This is a genomic window from Spiroplasma culicicola AES-1 (genome assembly GCF_000565175.1).
GTDB classification, from domain to species: domain Bacteria; phylum Bacillota_I; class Bacilli_A; order Mycoplasmatales; family Mycoplasmataceae; genus Spiroplasma_A; species Spiroplasma_A culicicola.
In genome coordinates, this window is record NZ_CP006681.1 from 717,993 (window position 1) to 737,444 (window position 19,452).

At 23.5% G+C, this 19,452-nt stretch carries 17 protein-coding genes; 3 read left to right on the forward strand and 14 right to left on the reverse strand.

Annotation, left to right across the window (positions count from 1 at the left end; genetic code table 4):
• Window positions 1-9 precede the first annotated feature (9 nt).
• The 10 genes from SCULI_RS05620 to SCULI_RS03330 all read right to left on the reverse strand — a co-directional run bounded on the left by SCULI_RS05620 (window position 10) and on the right by SCULI_RS03330 (window position 13,523).
• Window positions 10-942 carry an ABC transporter ATP-binding protein gene (locus tag SCULI_RS05620; protein ID WP_025363220.1) on the reverse strand — a complete coding sequence of 311 codons (933 nt, stop codon included), beginning with the start codon at window positions 940-942 and terminating at the stop codon, window positions 10-12.
• Between the two features lie 13 nt (window positions 943-955).
• Window positions 956-2,692, reverse strand: a complete 1,737-nt coding sequence (locus SCULI_RS03295; protein WP_038648083.1) for an ABC transporter permease — start codon at window positions 2,690-2,692, stop codon at window positions 956-958.
• A gap of 13 nt (window positions 2,693-2,705) precedes the next feature.
• Window positions 2,706-4,436, reverse strand: coding sequence for a lipoprotein (locus tag SCULI_RS03300; RefSeq protein ID WP_025363222.1), 1,731 nt, complete (start codon window positions 4,434-4,436; stop codon window positions 2,706-2,708).
• Between the two features lie 195 nt (window positions 4,437-4,631).
• Window positions 4,632-7,664: a hypothetical protein gene (locus SCULI_RS03305; protein ID WP_025363223.1), complete on the reverse strand. Its 3,033-nt coding sequence runs from the start codon at window positions 7,662-7,664 to the stop codon at window positions 4,632-4,634.
• 333 nt (window positions 7,665-7,997) lie between these two features.
• Complete coding sequence (locus SCULI_RS03310) at window positions 7,998-8,267, reverse strand: hypothetical protein (RefSeq protein ID WP_025363224.1); 270 nt, start codon at window positions 8,265-8,267, stop codon at window positions 7,998-8,000.
• Window positions 8,268-8,280: 13 nt separating this feature from the next.
• Complete coding sequence (locus SCULI_RS03315; protein WP_025363225.1) at window positions 8,281-8,787, reverse strand: hypothetical protein; 507 nt, start codon at window positions 8,785-8,787, stop codon at window positions 8,281-8,283.
• Between the two features lie 2 nt (window positions 8,788-8,789).
• The gene (locus tag SCULI_RS05785; RefSeq protein WP_269077171.1) at window positions 8,790-8,912 is read right to left on the reverse strand and encodes a hypothetical protein; all 123 of its coding nucleotides are present in this window, start codon (window positions 8,910-8,912) and stop codon (window positions 8,790-8,792) included.
• A gap of 55 nt (window positions 8,913-8,967) precedes the next feature.
• Window positions 8,968-9,897 (reverse strand): ATP-binding cassette domain-containing protein, encoded by a 930-nt coding sequence (locus SCULI_RS05625; RefSeq protein ID WP_025363226.1) that lies wholly within the window; start codon window positions 9,895-9,897, stop codon window positions 8,968-8,970.
• A 14-nt stretch (window positions 9,898-9,911) separates the two neighbouring features.
• Complete coding sequence (locus SCULI_RS05525; protein ID WP_148294463.1) at window positions 9,912-11,666, reverse strand: ABC transporter permease; 1,755 nt, start codon at window positions 11,664-11,666, stop codon at window positions 9,912-9,914.
• A gap of 24 nt (window positions 11,667-11,690) precedes the next feature.
• Window positions 11,691-13,523 (reverse strand): lipoprotein, encoded by a 1,833-nt coding sequence (locus SCULI_RS03330; RefSeq protein ID WP_025363228.1) that lies wholly within the window; start codon window positions 13,521-13,523, stop codon window positions 11,691-11,693.
• Window positions 13,524-13,736: 213 nt separating this feature from the next.
• Here SCULI_RS03330 and SCULI_RS05700 point away from each other — a divergent pair, with 213 nt between their 5' ends.
• The 3 genes from SCULI_RS05700 to SCULI_RS03340 are packed head-to-tail and all read left to right on the forward strand — an operon-like array spanning window position 13,737 to window position 15,142.
• Window positions 13,737-13,892, forward strand: coding sequence for a hypothetical protein (locus tag SCULI_RS05700; protein WP_158499959.1), 156 nt, complete (start codon window positions 13,737-13,739; stop codon window positions 13,890-13,892).
• Window positions 13,879-14,415 (forward strand): AAA family ATPase, encoded by a 537-nt coding sequence (locus tag SCULI_RS05530; RefSeq protein ID WP_025363229.1) that lies wholly within the window; start codon window positions 13,879-13,881, stop codon window positions 14,413-14,415. Before SCULI_RS05700 ends, SCULI_RS05530 begins: the two co-directional genes overlap by 14 nt.
• Window positions 14,399-15,142: an ABC transporter permease gene (locus tag SCULI_RS03340; RefSeq protein ID WP_025363230.1), complete on the forward strand. Its 744-nt coding sequence runs from the start codon at window positions 14,399-14,401 to the stop codon at window positions 15,140-15,142. The genes SCULI_RS05530 and SCULI_RS03340 overlap by 17 nt, the downstream gene beginning before the upstream one ends.
• An 83-nt stretch (window positions 15,143-15,225) precedes the next feature.
• Here the strand turns inward: SCULI_RS03340 and SCULI_RS03345 are convergent, their stop codons facing one another.
• The 4 genes from SCULI_RS03345 to SCULI_RS03360 form a co-directional block, all read right to left on the reverse strand.
• On the reverse strand, window positions 15,226-15,954 hold the full coding sequence (locus tag SCULI_RS03345; protein WP_025363231.1) for a hypothetical protein: 729 nt from the start codon (window positions 15,952-15,954) through the stop codon (window positions 15,226-15,228).
• 126 nt (window positions 15,955-16,080) lie between these two features.
• A complete protein-coding gene (locus tag SCULI_RS03350) occupies window positions 16,081-17,493 on the reverse strand; it encodes a hypothetical protein (RefSeq protein ID WP_025363232.1) in 1,413 nt (470 codons plus the stop codon).
• 223 nt (window positions 17,494-17,716) lie between these two features.
• A complete protein-coding gene (locus SCULI_RS03355; protein ID WP_025363233.1) occupies window positions 17,717-18,505 on the reverse strand; it encodes a hypothetical protein in 789 nt (262 codons plus the stop codon).
• Window positions 18,506-18,583: 78 nt separating this feature from the next.
• The gene (locus SCULI_RS03360; protein ID WP_025363234.1) at window positions 18,584-19,366 is read right to left on the reverse strand and encodes a hypothetical protein; all 783 of its coding nucleotides are present in this window, start codon (window positions 19,364-19,366) and stop codon (window positions 18,584-18,586) included.
• Window positions 19,367-19,452 lie beyond the last annotated feature (86 nt).

The following is a 19,452-nucleotide window of genomic DNA, read 5'->3' on the forward strand; positions in this document are numbered from 1 at the left end:
TTAAATAGTTTAGTCTATTTTTTCTTTATCCTCTAATGCCTTATAAATTGACTCCATATTAATTGGCAATTTTACAAGATTTTTTAGGGGTAAATTATTTTTTATCAAATACAAAAATAAAAAATTCAATTGTTGGTATTTATCAATTGCTATAACTAAAGAATTTTCTTCCTTATCGTATTTAAAAGATTTAATATTTTTTTCTAATAAAAAATCTCTAAAATTTTGTACATCAAAGAACTCTTTAAGATAAATTTTGTACTTAGAATAAATATTTAATTCTTCTTTTGATCCTTCAAATACTTTCATTCCTGCATCTAAAATTACATAATCATCAATTATATCTGCCATTTCATCAATGTTGTGAACAGTTATAACTATTGTTTTTCCTTCATTTTTATATTTTATTAATAAATTCTTAATCTTATTTCTTCAAATAGAATCTAGGTTTGCTCCAGGTTCATCAAGAATAATAAGAGTGGGATTTTTTATAAAACAAATAATAAAATTTATACGATTTTTCATTCCTCATGAAAAATTCTTAAGTTTTTTATCTTTGCTTTCTCATAAATCAAAAAAGACCATTCATTTTTCAACTGTTTTGGCAATTTCAGTTTTTTTAATTCCAAAAATCATACAAATATCAATTAAAAATTTATAAGCGGAAATATCATACAATGAAAAATCCATTTGAGTATAATAACCTATTTCTCTATTTGACTTATAATAGTTTTGAGATTTTCGATTAATTTTATTAATTTCAATTGAACCTTTAAATTTCTTAATAATTCCAGTTAATGAATTCAAAATAACAGTCTTGCCACTACCACTACTACCTAATAACCCAATTATGCGTCCAGGCTTAATATTAAAACTTATAGGACCAACTTTACTATATTTAAAATTTTTTGTAAAATTTTCAAATTTAATAAGCTCTTCCATAACTAATCTCCTTTTAATTTAAATCCATCTTTTTAAACTTATAATGTGAAATACAATATAAAATTAGTGCAAAACCAGCTTGAATAATTAAGTAAAAATAAACAGGAATAAAATTATTATAAGAATCTCCCCGAATTATTTGATTTTCCACTTTAAAAGTATATGTTGTATATGGTAAAAACATATTTTCTTGTTTTTTAAAAGATATATTTGATTTATAATCTGGTTCAAATCAAATGTCTTGATAACTAAATCCAGCATAATATGTATAATTATTTAATACATTTGACATAAAATTTATTTGAAAAAATATATTATAAAAATCTCTACTTTTTTTATATGCTATTCAATCTGCTGAATTTGTTTCAATTCTATAAGTACTTGATAGAATGTAATTTGAAGTATATTTAATAAAATAATTTTCTAGAATTCTTATTGATAACATCAAGGGATTGAAAAAACCACCTTGATCCATTTGTTTTTCTACAATTGGCATAATTTCACTATTTCTCAATGTTAATCCATTTAATGTTACAAATGAATTTTGATAAATATCTTTTAAATATTCAGTCTCTAATGTTTTTACTTCATTCTTAGTTTCATTTTTGATATAATTTTCTACATTGCCTTCTTCTAAAAATATAAAATCATCAAATAAATTATAAAATTGTCTTTGAAAGCTATTGAAATAAGTCATTATTTCATTAGTAAATTGTTGCAATTCTAATAATATTTCAAAATTTTCATTTTTTTCATTAATTAATATTTCTAATTGATCATTAGAAATAAAAGTATTTTCTAAGTTAGCTTTTACTTCAACCACATCATTAATACTTCAGGTTTTTAAGTCTGAATCTAGTCTTACAGAAGCTATTCGTGCTTTAAAATTAAGTTCTACTGGGGAATTATTTATAATTCCTAAATTTTTTCAAATATCAATTCGTTTTAAAATATTTGTAGAAGAACTAAATTCATCACTTCTAAACATATTTTTTTCATTTAAAAAACTATTATTAATATAATAACTAAGATTTGGATAAGCAATTTTTTTACTTTTTACATACTTTTGTAAATCAATTGCATCATAGATATCTTCAACCTTTTGAACAGTAGAAACTTGTTGTGGAGAAATAAATGTCAATTGTTTAGATTGCTCTGAAGTAGTTAAAAATTGATACGGCAACGAAGATATAAAACCAAATGACATTATTAAAGTCATAATTATTGTTGTAATTTGAGTTGAAAAAGTAAATAGTAAAAATATAATAAAACTTTCTAAAAAAAATAAAATAAGCATTGAATATATTAAATAAACTAATGTTACTCTTAAGAAAGTTAGATCTATTTTTAGTTCTGAAAAATAATTAAAAATATTAAGAATTATAAAATTAGATATAAATAGCATACTATTAAGCGTAAAAATCACTAACATTGTTATGAAAAATAATTTAGTTCTTTTTAATTCTTGAGTCACAATTATATTAATTGTTTTATCTTCTCTTTTTTGATTAAAGAAAAATGAAATCATTTTTAAAACATTTATAATTATGATTACAAAGGTATGAATTAATACATAATAATTAAAAATCACTATTTTTATATCAGTTGTTTTTATAAATATAACTGCAATTGAAAGAGCTAATGTAAAGAATAGTGATATTAGAGTCATCACTATAAAACTCTTATCACCAAAAAGTGTTTTAACTTGATATTTAAAAATAATTCCACTTGTTATCTTAGTTGTATTCATCAATATAACTATTTTATTTAACTAATATTGTTAGTTTTTGTCAAAGTGCAGCAGAACCCATATGTATATTAATTAATATTTTAAAATAATCAAATTCAAATATAATAGGAAGTATTCTATTCCCAGAAGTAAAATTTCATGGATATATTCTTTCGTTAACTTTGTATATTCCATAAGCACCAGTTTTTGTACCTGAAATAGAAAAATTAAAGATAGTCTGATTTGCTTCTTGCAATATATCAGATCTATATTCTAATAATTCAGGAGTTTCAAGATTTACATATGTATGAACTGTTTTATTATTATAAGCATTATTTGTTCAAGTTCATTTATCTCATAAACTTCCATCATCTTTAAATCCACCAAGCATAGAATCATATCTTTTAGAAAAATCTATTCCATAAGTTGCTTGAAAAACGCTAATTGCTTTTGAGATATTGTTAGAAAGTAGTTCATTCAAAGAATCAGCATTTCTTTCTTTTGAAAGATCTGGAGAATATCCAACTACTATTTCAAAACTTGGTAAATTATAAGTATAGGTTCCTTCAGATAATTTAATTACTAAGCCATCTATTTTTATTGTTCCTATTTGAGTTATAGAGTTACTATTAATAGTTGAATTTTCCTTATTAATATTGTTTTTTTCGTAAAAATTAGTTAATTGAGTATTGAAATATTCTTCTGAATCTTCATATGTTTCTTGGATATATTCATCAATATAATTTTGTCCCTCTTCACTAGTCATATCTCATCTAAAAATTAAATCTAAAGTTTTAGCAATTTCAGTACCTTCAGCAAATGAAGCAAAATCATTGCTAGTATCTGTAATTGTTTTATTATTTTCTCTATATCTATTACTTCAATTAATTTCTTTAACAATTTCATTTCCTGTTATTTCTATAGGTAATGATGGTAATTCAGAATCACTGAAATAATTATCTTTTACAAATGTTTTTATAAAACTAGAAGAAGTTTCTTTATCATAAAATTCTTTAATTTCATTTGTCAAATCAGCTAAAGCTGTTTTAGGACTAGACAAGCTTGAAAATTCAATATTGCTATATTCTGAACTTTCTTGTAAAAAGTCTTTTTGAACATTTTCAATCATTGTCTTAGTTCCTTTATTAAAAATTTCACTATCTGTTAATCCAAATAAAAAATTATTTTTAAAATTTAAAGTATCATTTTCATTAGTATTTTTTTCATAATTTATTTTAATTTCATAATTAAAACTAATGTTTGCTAAATAAATTTGATCAGTTTCTTCTGATTTATAATTAGAAGAAATATCAAAATCGCTTAAAATAATATTATTATCAAAAATTGGAGTTGATAAATTAGATAAAATTATAGTATATTCTTCTTTATCTGATAAATTATTAATTTCAGTTTGTAAATCAGATATTGCCATGACATTATTAAAATCATCATGAATTTCTAATTTTTCATCCTCTGTTAATGGTCTACTTTCTTCTTGATATAGATCAATTTTTGTTTTATTAAAAAATTTAAAATTTGATTCTTCTTCAAGATCAGTTAAAGAAGTTAAATAACTTTGTCTTGTTCTTATATGATTATTAATTATATTTGCCACTTCTTCTGTAAAAGTTTTTATAACTTCTTCTCTATCAATAGGTTCTACTGGAGGTATCCCTGTTCCATCATTATTGCCACAAGCAATCACTGTTGTAGCAGAAACAGTCGTCATTCCAATTGCTCCTAAAAGGGCTAATAGTTTTTTCATGTTTTTCTCTCCTTTGAAAAACACATTTTATATATTCCATTTTTTGATAACAAACCCTAAAAGGAGTTTATAAAAAAAAAAAAAAAAAGCAAGTTATTAAAATGAAAAAAAAAAAAAAAAGTTCCACCTATAGGTGGAACCTAAACTAAAAAGTTTTTTAGTTTCTATACTTAATTTTAATTATTAAAATAATAATTAATAAATCTGTCTAATTATTGTAGACTTATTAATTTCATATAAATGCCCATCCTTTGTTCCAATTATTTGAGTTGTTTCAGTGTATGAAGCTAAGGCTGTAAAATTAATTTCAAGTGTAAGTATGCTTTTTAAACCTCCAGTAGAATAAAAAACTCCTAATTTATTATTTTCTATAGTTTCACGAGCAAGTAATTCATTACCTACTTGTATTATATTCGTTGCTAAATCTAAAGTAGTTTCGCCCCCATAGACAAGATCTCATTCTTGATTCCAGGCAGTAACTATTTTTTTTCCAAACATAAGAAGTTTTCCAGCATTTGTCTCAATAATACCAGAAAAATTCTGAGCTAGTGTATTTTGATTAAATAAACTAGCAGTACCATTCGAGTCTATTTTATAAAAATCTTGATAACCATTTACACCATAAATATCTGTACTATTTTTAGAAGCGTAAGCTGCTATAGGATATCAATTAGCATTATCAGTTTCTCTAACAATTTCCATATTAAAATTTAAAGAATAAGCCTTTCCATATGTTCAAATTAAAATTCTTGATTGGTTACTACTCCTTTCAACTATTGTTGCAGATATAATCCTAGTTATTTTATTAAACTCCTCATGTTTTATAAGTTTTCCTTGTGAATCCAATGTATAAACAGCTTCTTCTGTTAAAACAAGTAGTTTATTAGTATCAAATACCTTAATATCTACAATTTCTCCTTCAATTTCTAGATCTTCAATTATTTCTATTTCTATTTCCTTGTTGATTGCATTTTTATAACTTAATATCAGTTTAGTTGTACCAACTTGCAAACCACTAATTTCTAAATTATTATTTTTATCTTCAACTTTTATAATTGAAGAATCAAGAATTTCAATTTTAAGAGTTTCATCTTCAATTGGATTTAAAATATTAAAATCTATTGAAATTTGCTTATCAACTTTTAAAACAATATTTGAAGTGTCAATTTCAATTACTGGATCATCATAAACTTCAATCAATATTTGTTTAGAATCAGCATTTTTATAGGTTAAATTTAACGTAGTTGTTCCAGCTTTCAAAGCATTTATTGTTAAAGTATTATTTATATCTTTAAAACCAGCAATTGTATTATCTTCTAATGCTATTTTAAGAACTTCATCTTCAATTGGGTTTATAATTTCATAACCCCTTGTTTCATTATCATTTATTCATAAAGCAATTTTTGAAGTATCAATTTCAATTACTGGATCATCAGGTTGCACTTCAATCTCTATTACCTTATCATTTGCATTCCTATAACTTAATGTCAACTTAGTTATTCCAATTTTCAAACCTTTTATTGTTAAAGTATTGTTATCATTTTCAACTTTTGCAATTGATGCATCTGCTATTTCACTATCCAGTTTTTCACCTTCTATTGGATTTATAATTGTATAATCTCTTGTTACAATTTCATTTACTTTTAAATCTATTTTTGAAGTCAAAATTTCAATTACTGGATCATCATAAACTTCAATCAATATTTGTTTAGATTCAGCATTTTTATAGGTTAAATTTAACGTAGTTGTTCCAGCTTTCAAAGCATTTATTGTTAAAGTATTATTTGCATCTTTAAAACCAGCAATTGTATTATCTTCTAATGCTATTTTAAGAACTTCATCTTCAATTGGGTTTATAATTTCATAACCCCTTGTTTCATTATCATTTATTCATAAAGCAATTTTTGAAGTATCAATTTCAATTACTGGGTTATTAGAAACTTCAATATCAATAACTTTATTAAGAGCATTTCTATAACTTAATGTCAACTTAGTTATTCCAGTTTTCAAACCTTTTATTGTTAAAGTAGTTTGTTCTTCTTTAACACTTGCTATTGTATTATCTTCTAATTCTCATTTAAGAGTTTCATCTTCAATTGGATTTAAAATATCATATTTTCTTTCCATTGTTTCATCAACTCTTAAATGAATTTTAAGAGTATCAATGTCAATTACTGGAACATCAGGTATTACTTCAATGTCTATATGTTTAGTTTCTGCATTTGTATAAGATAATATCAATTGAGTTATTCCAAGTTTTAATCCTTTTATTATAAAAGTATCCTTTAAATTTTCAATATCTACAACTGTATTATCTTCTAATTCTCATTTAAGAATTTCATCTTCAATTGGATTTATAATTTCATATTCTCTCTCAATTTGTTCACCAACTTTTAAATTAATTTTTGTAGTATCAATTTCAATTACTGGGTTATTGGATATTACTTCAATGTCTATATGTTTAGATTCTGCATTCAAGTAAGTTAGATTTAACGTAGTTATTCCTACTCGCAACCCTTTGATTATTAAACTACTATTATGATCCTCAACTTCTACAATTTGAGAATCATCAACATTAAATTTAAGAATTTCATCTTCAATTGGATTTAAAATATTATATTTTCTTTCAATAGTTTCATTTACTTTTAAAACAATTTTAGTATTATCTATCTCAATTATAGGATTTGGTTTTTCTTTATCTTTTAAAAAGAAAAATGCAAGCGAACCTAACAACAATGAAAGTAATAAAATTAATAATAACAATCATAAAATAAGTTTTTTGCGACTTCTTTTTGGTTTATCAGTGTTTTGATCTAAATTATTAAATTTATTTTTATCTTCAACATTATTATTTTCTTTAACACTTTTTTTATCTTTAACATTATTATTATTATTATTATTATTTTCTTTTTTATCATAATCATCAAATTCAATAAATGAAGAATCACTAGGATAGGATTCTTCATTTTTAAATTCTGTATTAAAAATTTCTTCATCATCCATAGTCACAGATACATAATCTGTTTCAAACTCTGAAGCTGAACCAATGTTTATCTCAACGTTTCCATAATTTACATTATTAAAACCACTTAATTGATCAAGATTATTATTTAAAGTCAGCAAATAATCTTGTGCTAAATTTTGATCATGAAAAGATGCAATATATGAATTATTTAAATTATCAATTATATAAAAAATTTCATTTTCTTCATAAAGGGTATATCTCATTTTTGTGCACACTTTCATATTAAAAAAATTAATAACCCACTATAGCATTTAAAATACTAACTAATTTTAACAAAAAAAAAAAAAAATGTTTCACCCAAATGGGTGAAACATTAGATTTATAAAATTATAGTTTATTAATAAAATATTTTTTAATAAACTGGGGATTACTTCATTAAAAATGAATCTAATGAAGTTTATTATATTTATTGGTTTTTTATTAATTAAGTAAGGTTTATGTTTATATTTATTATTCGAAAACCTATTATGGCTTGATTCCTTGCCCACCCTTACACCCTTTAAATATATTCAATTAGAACTAAATTTCAATTATGATTAATCTTTTTGATTAAATTCTAACTGTTGATTTCAATTTTCTAATAGTTGTTCAACCTCTGGTTGAGTTAACTTTATTTGTTTTTTAGATTGACTAAAATTAAGTAACATAAAATTTAAGTTTAAAATGTAAACTAAAATATCGGGAATATTAATATATAAAATAATATTTCAATCTACTTTCAACAAGATCAATATTAAATTTGCAAATAACATCAAAGTAATATATGTTAAATTAAAAATTGACAAAATAATTCTTCATTTATTCATAGTTTTTTTCCTTTTATTCTTCTAGTTTTTGTAAAAAATTATTTATTTCACCTGTTGAAATAAATGAATCACTATTGCTATCTGTTGCAACACTAGTAACATCATTTGCAATTACTTCTTTAACAGCATCCCTAGTTAATGGTTCCTTAACAGGATCAATTGGCTTTCTTTTTTCAGTTTTATTAATTATTAAGGGTTGCTTTTGCTCTAAAAAATCATCTTTTACTTGAGAACTTTGTCGTGTTTGACCAGAACCAGGAATATTAATTGTTATATTTCCATAACTCACTTGACCTTGTCCAAGCATATGAGATAAGCCATCTTTTAAATTATTGGTTCTATATTTATTAATATTTAATAAATCATTATTGTCTCTATTCATTGTTTCTTGCATTTTTGCTTGATAATTTAATTGCAAAGAAGTTCTTTGAGCTTCATCAAAAGTTGCAAAATGAGCAACAACGTTCATATTTTTATCCATTACAAAGAAGTCATTATTTTTACACATTACATAATACATGCTTATCTTCCTTTTGCACTATTTTTAACTACTTTATAATGGTGTTTGCAATATCAACTGTTTAATATTTCTTTTTTAGGTTCTTTAAGACAACCTGAATAATTACATGTTGCATTATTTATCATTTTGTTCTCCTCTTTTCTAAGTAAAATAAAATATAAAACTAATATTTTATTTTAACTATTCAAGTTCTTTATTTTCTAATGCTTTATGAATTGATTCCATATTAATTGGTAACTTTACAAGGTTTTTTAAAGGCAAATTATTTTTAATTAAATATAGAAATAAATAATTAATTTGTTGATATCTTTCAATTGCTATAACTAAAGAATTTTCCATTTCATCATATTTAAAAGTTTTAATATTTTTTTCTAGTAAAAATTTTCTAAAACTTTCTACATCAAATAATTCTTTTAAATATACTTTGTATTTTGAATAAATATTTAATTCTTTTTTAGAGCCTTGAAAAATTAATTTTCCTTGATCAATAATTAAATAATCATCAATAATATCTGAAATTTCATCAATATTATGAGCTGTAATAATTATTGTTTTACCCTCATTTTTATATCCAATTAGTAAATTTTTAATTTTATTTCTTCAATATGAATCTAAATTAGCTCCTGGTTCATCTAAAATTAAAATTTCGGGTTCTTTTAATAAGCATAAAATTAAATTAACTCTATTTTTCATTCCTCATGAAAAATTTTTAACTTTTTTAAATTGAGAATCTGTTAAATCAAAGAAATCAATTCAATATTTGATTCTAGCTTTGATTACTTTTCTTTTAATTCCCATTACTAATGACATATTCATTAAATATTTATTTAATGAAAAGTTTTGTAATGAAAAGTCTATTTGAGTATAAAAACCGATATTTTGATTTTGTTGAAAACCTTTAGCTTTTCTAGTAGATTTATCATTAATTAAAATATTGCCATTATATTTTTTGTAACAACCAACAACAGAATTTATAAGAACAGATTTTCCACTACCACTACTTCCTAGTAATGCAGTTATTTTTCCTTTCTTAATTTCAAAAGAAAATTTACCTATTGAATGTTTTTTAAACTTTTTAATATAATTTTCAACTTTTATTATATCTTCCATAAAAATCACCCTCTTTATTTCAAGTCAATTCTATTAAATTTAAATATTACAAAACTAAAATTAAATAAAGAGAAAATTAATAATACAGCAATATAAAACATAGGATTAATATAGTTATTATGCGTATTTGGCAAAATTTTGTTATTTTCATCTAACTTTAGAGTGTATTCAGGATAGCCCAAAAATATATTTTGTTGTTCATCAAATACTATTTTTGAATCTGAATATGATAAAAATCAAAAATCATCATATGAATATCCAGAATAGTAAGTATAGTTAGATCACATTCCATTAAAAAGATTAAAATATAGGAAAATATTTAATTTAGTTCTTGATCTAATATAGGTACTTCAATCTGCTGAATCAGTAAGAACAGAATTATTGGTTATCAATAAAAATCTACTTGTATATTTAATAAAATATTGTTCTAAAATTCTTACAGATATCATTAAAGGAAAATTCAATTGTTCTCTTACAAAATTGTAGGTATAAGTATCATTAGCCAAGGTAAAAAAGTCTTTATAAGTACCATTTAACTGGTAATTATACATAGATAACAAATAGTCTTTTTTAAATTTTATAGTGCTATCGCTTTTTGACACATTTGTAATTTGGCTTAAATTATCATCAATAAATATAAATTCATTAAATAACGCTGCTTTTTCCAATTGTATATCTGAAAATTGAGTTTGTATGAAGAGTGAAAATGAATATAAGTCTTCTAATATTTGTTTTTTTCATGCTTCAGTTTCATTAGCTCCTAGTATTTTTAACTCTTCTAAACTAATGAAAGTATTTTTTAATGATAAATCTATTGTTAATTTATCTCCAATACTTCAATTACTAGGTATATCTGATTCATTTTGTGGCAAAGATCTAATTGTTAAATTTGAAGTTTTAATTTCATAAGCAGTTGAATTAATAATTCCCAATGTACTTCAAATATTATTAATTCTTTGATTAATAATATTTTCATCAACATTAAAACTATTAAAATCAAATTTACTTGCAAGAAATTGATCGTTTATATATTTTGATAGATTATTATATTTAATTTGATTTTGATTTACATATTTTTGAAAATCAAAAGTTTCATATAAATCAGTTACTGTTAGCAATTGATTATTTTTAAATTTGACAGTCATATTTTTTTCATTAGTCTTTTGAAAACTAACTGGTAAATTTGCTATAAATGTACAAGACAATAAAAGAGTACATATAATAGTTGTTGATTGTAGTGAAAAAATGAATATTAAAAATAAAATAAAATTAATCAAAATAAAACTAGCGATTATTCCATAAATTAAAAATGCAGTTGTAATTCTCAATAAAAGATAATTTAAATTAAATCCAGCTAAAATAAAGTTAAATATATTAATTAGTATAAATGTACTTGCAATATTTATTAAAGCGACTAGAAACATTAAAATTCATTGGCTAATAAATAATTTATTTCTAGATACTTGATTAGATAAAGCAATAAAAATTGTTTTGTCTTCAATTTTATTGTGATAAAAAAATTGAACCATTCTTAAAATTAAAATAAATAATAAGCAAGAAATATAAAATAATACATAAAAGTTAAAACCAACAACTAAGGTTGAACCTTCTTTAAAGAAATTTGAAATAGTTGCAAACACAACAGAGCTTAATAATAAAATTAGATTCAGTATTAAAAATACTAATTCATTAAAAATATTTTTAATATTAAATAGTAATAATATTCTAAAAGGTATTGATTTATACAGAAATGATTTATTATCCATCATTATTTTTTCAAAACAACTTTTCTATTAATCTTTTTGTGCTTTTTCAATTATTGTTAAATTTCTGGTTCTTCAAACATTTTCAATTTTAAAATTAACATTAATAAAATTTTGTCTAAAGTTTCATGTTATGTTACTGTCACCAGAATAATATCAACCATCATTTATGACTCCTGTATCTGTTACCTTCATCATTGTGTTAGTATTTGCAGTTATTGATCAATTATAAATATTTTGTTTACCTTGTTCTAATAAAACATCTCTATGTTTAATCAAGTTTTTATTTTTTAAACTAATACTATCATTCAACATTGTTGGAAACTGGTGTCCAGAAACTGAAATATCATTTCATATATTATCAAGTTCTCCACTTGAAGAAATTCCTTGTCCAGAAAATCTTGCAACTGGAAGTTTATTGTAACTTTTTTCTTCTCTAGTTTTTATATCAAAAACATTTTGAAAAGCTTCAATTCCTAATTCTAAATTATAATACATTGCTCCAAATAAATAAGATTTTCTATAGTCTTCTCTTATCTCTTTAGTTTCATCATTTGAAATTGCAATTGAAATGAATATTGATAAATCATTAATAGGATGAATATATGAATTATTCACTTCGATAGATAAACCTTTTAATTTTACTTCACCATTACTAATTGAATTTTCAAAAGCAATTTGTTTACTTTCAACTAATTGTTCATCTAACTCAGTTTCCATTTGTTCTAATACACTTTTGTTTCTAGAATTATAAGAATTATAATATCTTATATAATTATTATTTAAGTAATTATATAAATCTGAATTCAATGAACTTTCTTCGTCAAATAAAAAACCTGTTTGATTTTTTTCTAATTTACTAAAAATAGAATTATATAATTTTAAATCAGCTTCATTTGCTCAGTTAGATTCTACAGCTGCTTCTGCTTTTAAATAATCATTACTTATATATTGATCAAAAATAATATCTCCAGTAAAAGCTAACGGAACAGTACTTATTTCTTTAAAATAATTTATTTTCATAAAATCAATTATATTATTTTTAAAATTTGGATTATCTTCATATATTTTTTTAAATTCAATATTTGTTGGAGTAAATATATTAGCTAAATCTTTTTTATTTTCATAACCAAAATTATTAGCATCAATTCAGCTATAGTCTCCTCCTTTTAAATAATAATCATTAGTAATATTTTTTTCTAAATTTTGAATTGAATCTACTAATATTTCATTTGAAGTTAAAGTGAAAATAAATCTTTTTAATAAACTATATTCAGTTTCTTGATTATTTGAATCAAAATATTTGAATTTTAAATTCAAATTCAAACTTACATAAGAAATAAAATTTGACTCACTTTCATCTTTTAAAATATTATCATTAGTATAATTAATTTCTAATGACGATCAATCTGGTTCAAAACCACTGTAAAAATCTAGCCCTTCAATTATCAAAGCATATTTTTCTTTATTAATATTATCTTCAAAATATTTTTTCATTTTGTCAGAAGCCATTATTTTATTAATGTCTGATACTAAATATTTTTTATCACTTTCACTTAATACGTCACCTTTTACTGCTTCTCCTTGATTTTTATCTACTAAATCAGTAATTGTTTTTTGATTTAAAAAAGTAAATAAACTATTAGAATTTGTAGTCACATCAAAAAAATTATTATTAATTTCTTTTCAATAATTATCAGTTGTTAAATTTAAATCTTTTAAAAATTCTTCTATTAGTTTATTAATTTCTGAAGTATTATCGTCTCCATTATTATCTTTAGGTCCTGAACTACATGCCAAAACTGTAACACTACTAGTGGCAACTAGACTTAAACTTCCTAATAAACTTATTAATTTTTTCATATGTCTTTCTCCTTTGAAAAACACATTTGATATATTCCATTTTATTTATACTAAACCCTATGAGGAGTTTACAAAAAAAAAAAAAAAAGCAAGTTATAAGTGTGAAAAAAAAAAAAAAAATACTTCGAACTTTTATAACACTTATATTTTATATATCTTTCAATGTTAAAATAATCTTGCAAATTAATTAAAATGAAAGGACTACTTATCAAAATGATTACAATTAAAAATTTAAATAAAAAATATGGAAACAATATTGTTTTAGATATTAATCAATTAACAATTCCAACTGGACAAAGAATTGCTTTAGTTGGTAAAAACGGAGCCAGGAAAATCAACTTTAGCAGAATTAATTATGGGAACAATTAAACCCTCAAGTGGTTCAATTCAAATTGAAATTGAAAATTTAAGAAAGAATGCTGTCTTTCAATTAACAAGTTATGGAAATGAAAGCCACATTTTAGATATTGCAAAAATGTATTTTGATTTATTTCATTCACAATTAGATTTAAACCAGTTATTTTCTCAATTTGAATTAGATGATCAAAAAAAGAAAAAGTTTAATAAAATGTCTGGAGGACAACAACAAAAGTTTAAATTTTTAATTGCTCTATTAAATAATCCTAACCTTTTACTCTTAGACGAACTTACAACATCACTTGATTTTGTATGAAGATCTAAAATTATTGGTCTTTTAAAAAATGCAATTGAAAAAAGTGAAGCAACAGTCATATTAGTTAGCCATGATAAAGAAGAAATTGCCCATCTTTGTGACCGTGTCATTTATATTGAAAATGGCAAAATTACAAAAGATATTATGTTGCCAAAAAAATTTAAAGAAAAAGTTATTTTAATTGAAAGTGAATTGATGAATTATGAAGCAATTGTTTAAACATACTTTAAGGTTACAATTTAAAAACATTGCCTTTTTATTCTTTTGTATCGGAACACCAATCATTTGAGTTGTTTTAAATGGTTTAATCATCAAAGGAATTGATGGAATAGGTGCCGAAACAAAAAGCGCAGCCTTCAGTTCTCTATTTCCTGTTGGATTATTATTTTATTCATATTCTGCTGGTTTTATTGGTGCTTCAATGGATCTTGCTAATGCAAGAATTAATCGTCAGTTAAAACAATTATCGTTAGCAAAAATTAGTCCTTTAATGTATACATTAAATTTATTTTTAGTTTTAGGTTTTGCATATTTAATTGCTCTAATTCCTGTAATGCTAATCGCTATTTTTTGATTTAGCTTACATTTAAATTGAATGCTGCTATTAAGTTGCTTTGTCTTTCCATTCCTTAGTTTATTTTTCAGCGTGTTGTTAGCTGTTATAATTGCAAACATTTTCAATAATATTAAAACAGTCACTTTTGTTGTTATGATTTTGTTTTATATCATTTTATTTACTTCAAATGGTTTTTTAGTAGGACAAGATGAAAATAGTCGTGTTATGAAATATATTAAACTTTTAACGCCAGCTGGATGTATAAGTCTAATCTCTTCGTCACTTTACAATAATATTGAATTTTCTCAAGTTTGATATGCCTATTTAGTATTAATAATTCACGCTTCATGAATTAGTTATGCTGCAATTAAATTATTTAAATGAACATAAAAAGTAGGAACCAAATTTGGTTCCTACTTTTTTATTTAAAGATTTATTATTCTAAATTGTTAATATAATTTTAAAACTTAATTTTATTGAACAATCATTTCAATTTCTAAAGGTAAATGGTTTTTTGAAATAAAAATCAATTTTACCTCGCCTTTTGATAAAGCAGTTATTTGATATTCCAAAATATTAAATCTTGTTGATTCTAATTGATCAAATTTAATAATTTTATCATTGTCTAAAAATACTTTAATGTCTTCATCAAAAGATATATCCATTTTTTGAATTTGTCCTACTGTTAAAATATTTGTTTCCAAACTATATTTTAAATTTTTAGTTTTCTTTTCAAGACTAATCCCATTAACTCTTAAAATTTCTTTTAAGTCCTCAACCTCTGCCTTTGTTTGACCAAGTTCTTGTTTTAAATTTTGGATTTCTGCATATTTTTCCTTATACAGTTCTCTACATTTTATTGAAAATGCAGGCATTAAATCACCTTCATCTATGGAAACATAGGTATTGTAAGTTTTGATATATTTATCTAATAAAATATCTTTGCCTGTTTCCACAAGCATTATATCATTTTCAAATGTGCTTACCCAATTTCCCTTACTAATTTTTGATGACTTTGATAATTTAAAATCAACATTAAATTGTTTTTTAATAAACATAAGAAATATCTTGTAGTCCTTTTTCTTATCAAATTTATCTATATCTCATCAATCAAAAATTAGTTGATCGGGAATACTGTAAAAATATATCATATGAGTTGGTGTATCTATGATTTGTGTAGTATTAATTTTAGTGTCATTCATTTTTTACTCCTATTCTAATGACAAAATGAAAGTTTTTTTCTTTCAATATAGTTATCGTCATAAAAATAGAGTTTTGTACAAAAAAACTACTATTAAAGTAGTTTTTAATAAAAATATTTTAGTGCTCTATCCATTTTGATTTCAGGGCAAAATTGAATTAGTAACATATCCATCATGATTATCAATTGTAATTGCAACTCCATAACGACTTACATCTGGTCAATATTGTTGAAGTAAACCTATTAATCCATTATCATAATATTCATTGAATGCATCCATTAATCTATCTATAATAAAATTACGTTCTTGAGAAGATGAACCAGCAAATTGGGTTGAAATCATAAACAATGTAGAAGTTAACAATTGTCTGTGCTCTCAATTTGGATGCATACAAGTTGTTATTCTAAGTATTTCTAGCAGTGCGTGATTTAAATTAATTTCAAAAAGAAATAAGTTATTTTCATCAAACTGAAGTAAAAGATTTGAAACAGCTTGACTTCCCCCAGCTGGAGGTAATCCTGGCTCAGGTTGTCTAGTATTTAAATCTGCTAGAAATTTATTATAACTTTGTTCAAGCTCAAATTGATTAAAATTATTTACTAAAACAAAATAATCACCGTAATTAGCATTAAAACCAAATTTTTTTGAATTGCTAAAGACAGATGAACCTTGATAATTTACTCTTATCTTTATGTTTGTTCCATCAACTAATACATCATAGCGAGTTGTCAAATCAACAGTTCCATCAGGAAATTTACTGTAATGATAATCTTGTGTTACTAAAGTATTTTGAGTTAATATGTTGGTTGTACTAAAATAATTTCGTAAATCATAATTTGTTTTTGAATCATTACTTGCAAAACTTTTAACTTCTGCATTAGTAAATGAAAAGTATTGAAATTTATCTACAAGTTCATTTATAGAGCTTGCAAATCTAAATCACTCTGGTAATGCAATTGAACTTCGATAACCATTAATTTTTTGATTTCCTGTTCAAGTAACTTGATCACCTCAAGGATTAGTTGGATTAACTTGATCATTTGGATATCTTTTTCAAGTATCCATTATTCCCACTGAAACCTGTTTTTGTGACAAAATCCTTTTAATTTCAATTATAATTCCTGAGCTTTTTAAATTTGCATATTCCCTAGATTTATCCATAAAAGTTTGCACAATGGTTTTTTTATCCTCTTCATGAGTTCCTAAATGGAAATTTGGCACAGTTGTTTGTAATAATCTATAAATAGTTTCATAATTGTATTCAGTATTTGAAGAATTGTATCAAAGATCATAATTTAAATTTACAATTCATTCATCTATGTATATTTTTGCATAATTTCCAAAAATATCAGTACCTTCAATATAATTTGAAATTACTTCATTTTTACATTCATCTGCTGTAATATTTTGATTTAATATACATTCAGTATTTTTAATATAAGAATTATTAATATTTTCCTGTAGTTTTGATTGTAAAATTGGACTAACACTAGTTATATTTAAACTCACAATCCCAATCATACTTAATAATTTTTGCACTTTCTGTATACCTTTCTTTCAACAAACCCACCCTACCAACCTATAATAATTTATAAATTGTTACAAATTAATATTAGTTTTATTTATTTTTTATGTTTCTAATCTATCGAATGTCAGTTAATTATTGTTTTTAATTAACTGACATTCCATAGAAAAAAGAAGAATTTTTTTAAATTTTTCTTTTTTAAAAAGGTTAAATACTAATTCTTTACTCTTAAAATAATTATCTTAAATTTAAATTAAAAGTTATATAAGCAGATCCATAAATCCCTTTACTTTTACCAATTTGATTTGGAGATAAAAATACTGATAATGTTATTTGTCCGTTTCCATTATTAGCATTATCTAAATCTTCTTGTGTTGCTAATCTATCTCTATTAATGGCACTATCAAAAATATAAAAATTACTATAATCAATACCATTTATAAAGTATAGTGCGTTACCAACATTTGATTTATGCATTTGGTCTAAGAATTGAGACATAATTTCTGAATGTAGGTTTACTAAAATAGTTGGATTAACAATTGATTCTGTATATATTCAAGTTGTTTTATCATATGTTGATAAATCTCCTGCTTGATGATGAATTGTCACATTTATGTATGATGCTCCGTATAAGCCATTTTCAATTCCAGCTTCTGTTGGAATTACTTTTGTGATTCAAGTTTCTTTTGAAGCTCCATTTGTTCCTCTAATATCATCATCGTTTATTGCTCTACCATCAATTACATTAATCATTGATTCTAATTGAACTCAATTTTCCTCAATAGTAATACCATGCTCTTTTTCAAAAACACTTCTTACCATTGCTGGAATAATGTATTGTGAGTATGAAGATACTGCAAATGCATCATATCCTAAGTGTTGAGTTTCTCAATAATTATTTAAAAGAGCCATATCAATTGTTTCTTGTTCATTTATTTTTAATATATTATTTGTATTTACTACAATTGGAATCACATTAGTTGCTCCAAAAGTTAGTGATCCAATTAAACTTAATAATTTAACCATGTCTTTTTGCCTTTCATTCTGCAAACCCACCCAGCCAACCTTTAAAAAGGCTCAATTTTAAATATATAGTTAAAATTACTATGAATTAGTTTTAATATAACTTAAAGTCATTTTTGCTTTATTGTAAACTCCTCGTTCTTTTCCTTCTTTAGTTGGAGTTAATCAAAAATCAAGTTTAGTTAATTCATTAACTTCTAAATTTTCTAAATCTTCTTGTGTAAATAATTCATTTGTTCCATGTTTAAATAAAAATTTTGAAGTTTCAACTGAATTTACGTGTTGAAATGTTGGCAATTCAAAATCATTAAGAAAAAAAACAAAAATATCTGAATGAATAGACTTTGCTATACTTTCTATATCATTAACTCCAATTACTACTCTAAACATTTCTTCTCCATTTAAAAAAGATAAATCCAATGATTCTTGAACAATTTCTGTATAAATTTTCATTTCTCCAAAGAAGCCCTTTGCTTCTCCAGATTGAGAAGCTTTTAAAACAGACTCAACCAAAATTGTACGAGCTCCTGTTCTTCCAAAAAGATCATCATCATTTAAATCTCTTTGATCTGTGATATTATAAGAACTTACTAATTCAAAATCTGATGGATCAGAAAAATGTCCAGCAGAATTAAGTGCATTTGCTGCTTGTCCTGTAATAAATTCTGAAGCAATTGCTCATGCTTTTAGATTTACTGAATAATATGGAAATTTTCTAAAAATGTTGTAATGACCATCAGCCACGCTTAAATCAACATTATCACTTACATTGATATTTTCTTGATAACTTGAAATTGAAAGTAATGGTGTAGTATTGCTTACTCCTAAACCAATTGTTCCAATTAAACTTAATAATTTAATCATATATTTTTTACCTTTCTTTCATCAAACCCACCCAGCCAACCTTTAAAAATAAATTTTTAATTAATTGTCAAACTTTATTGTTTTAT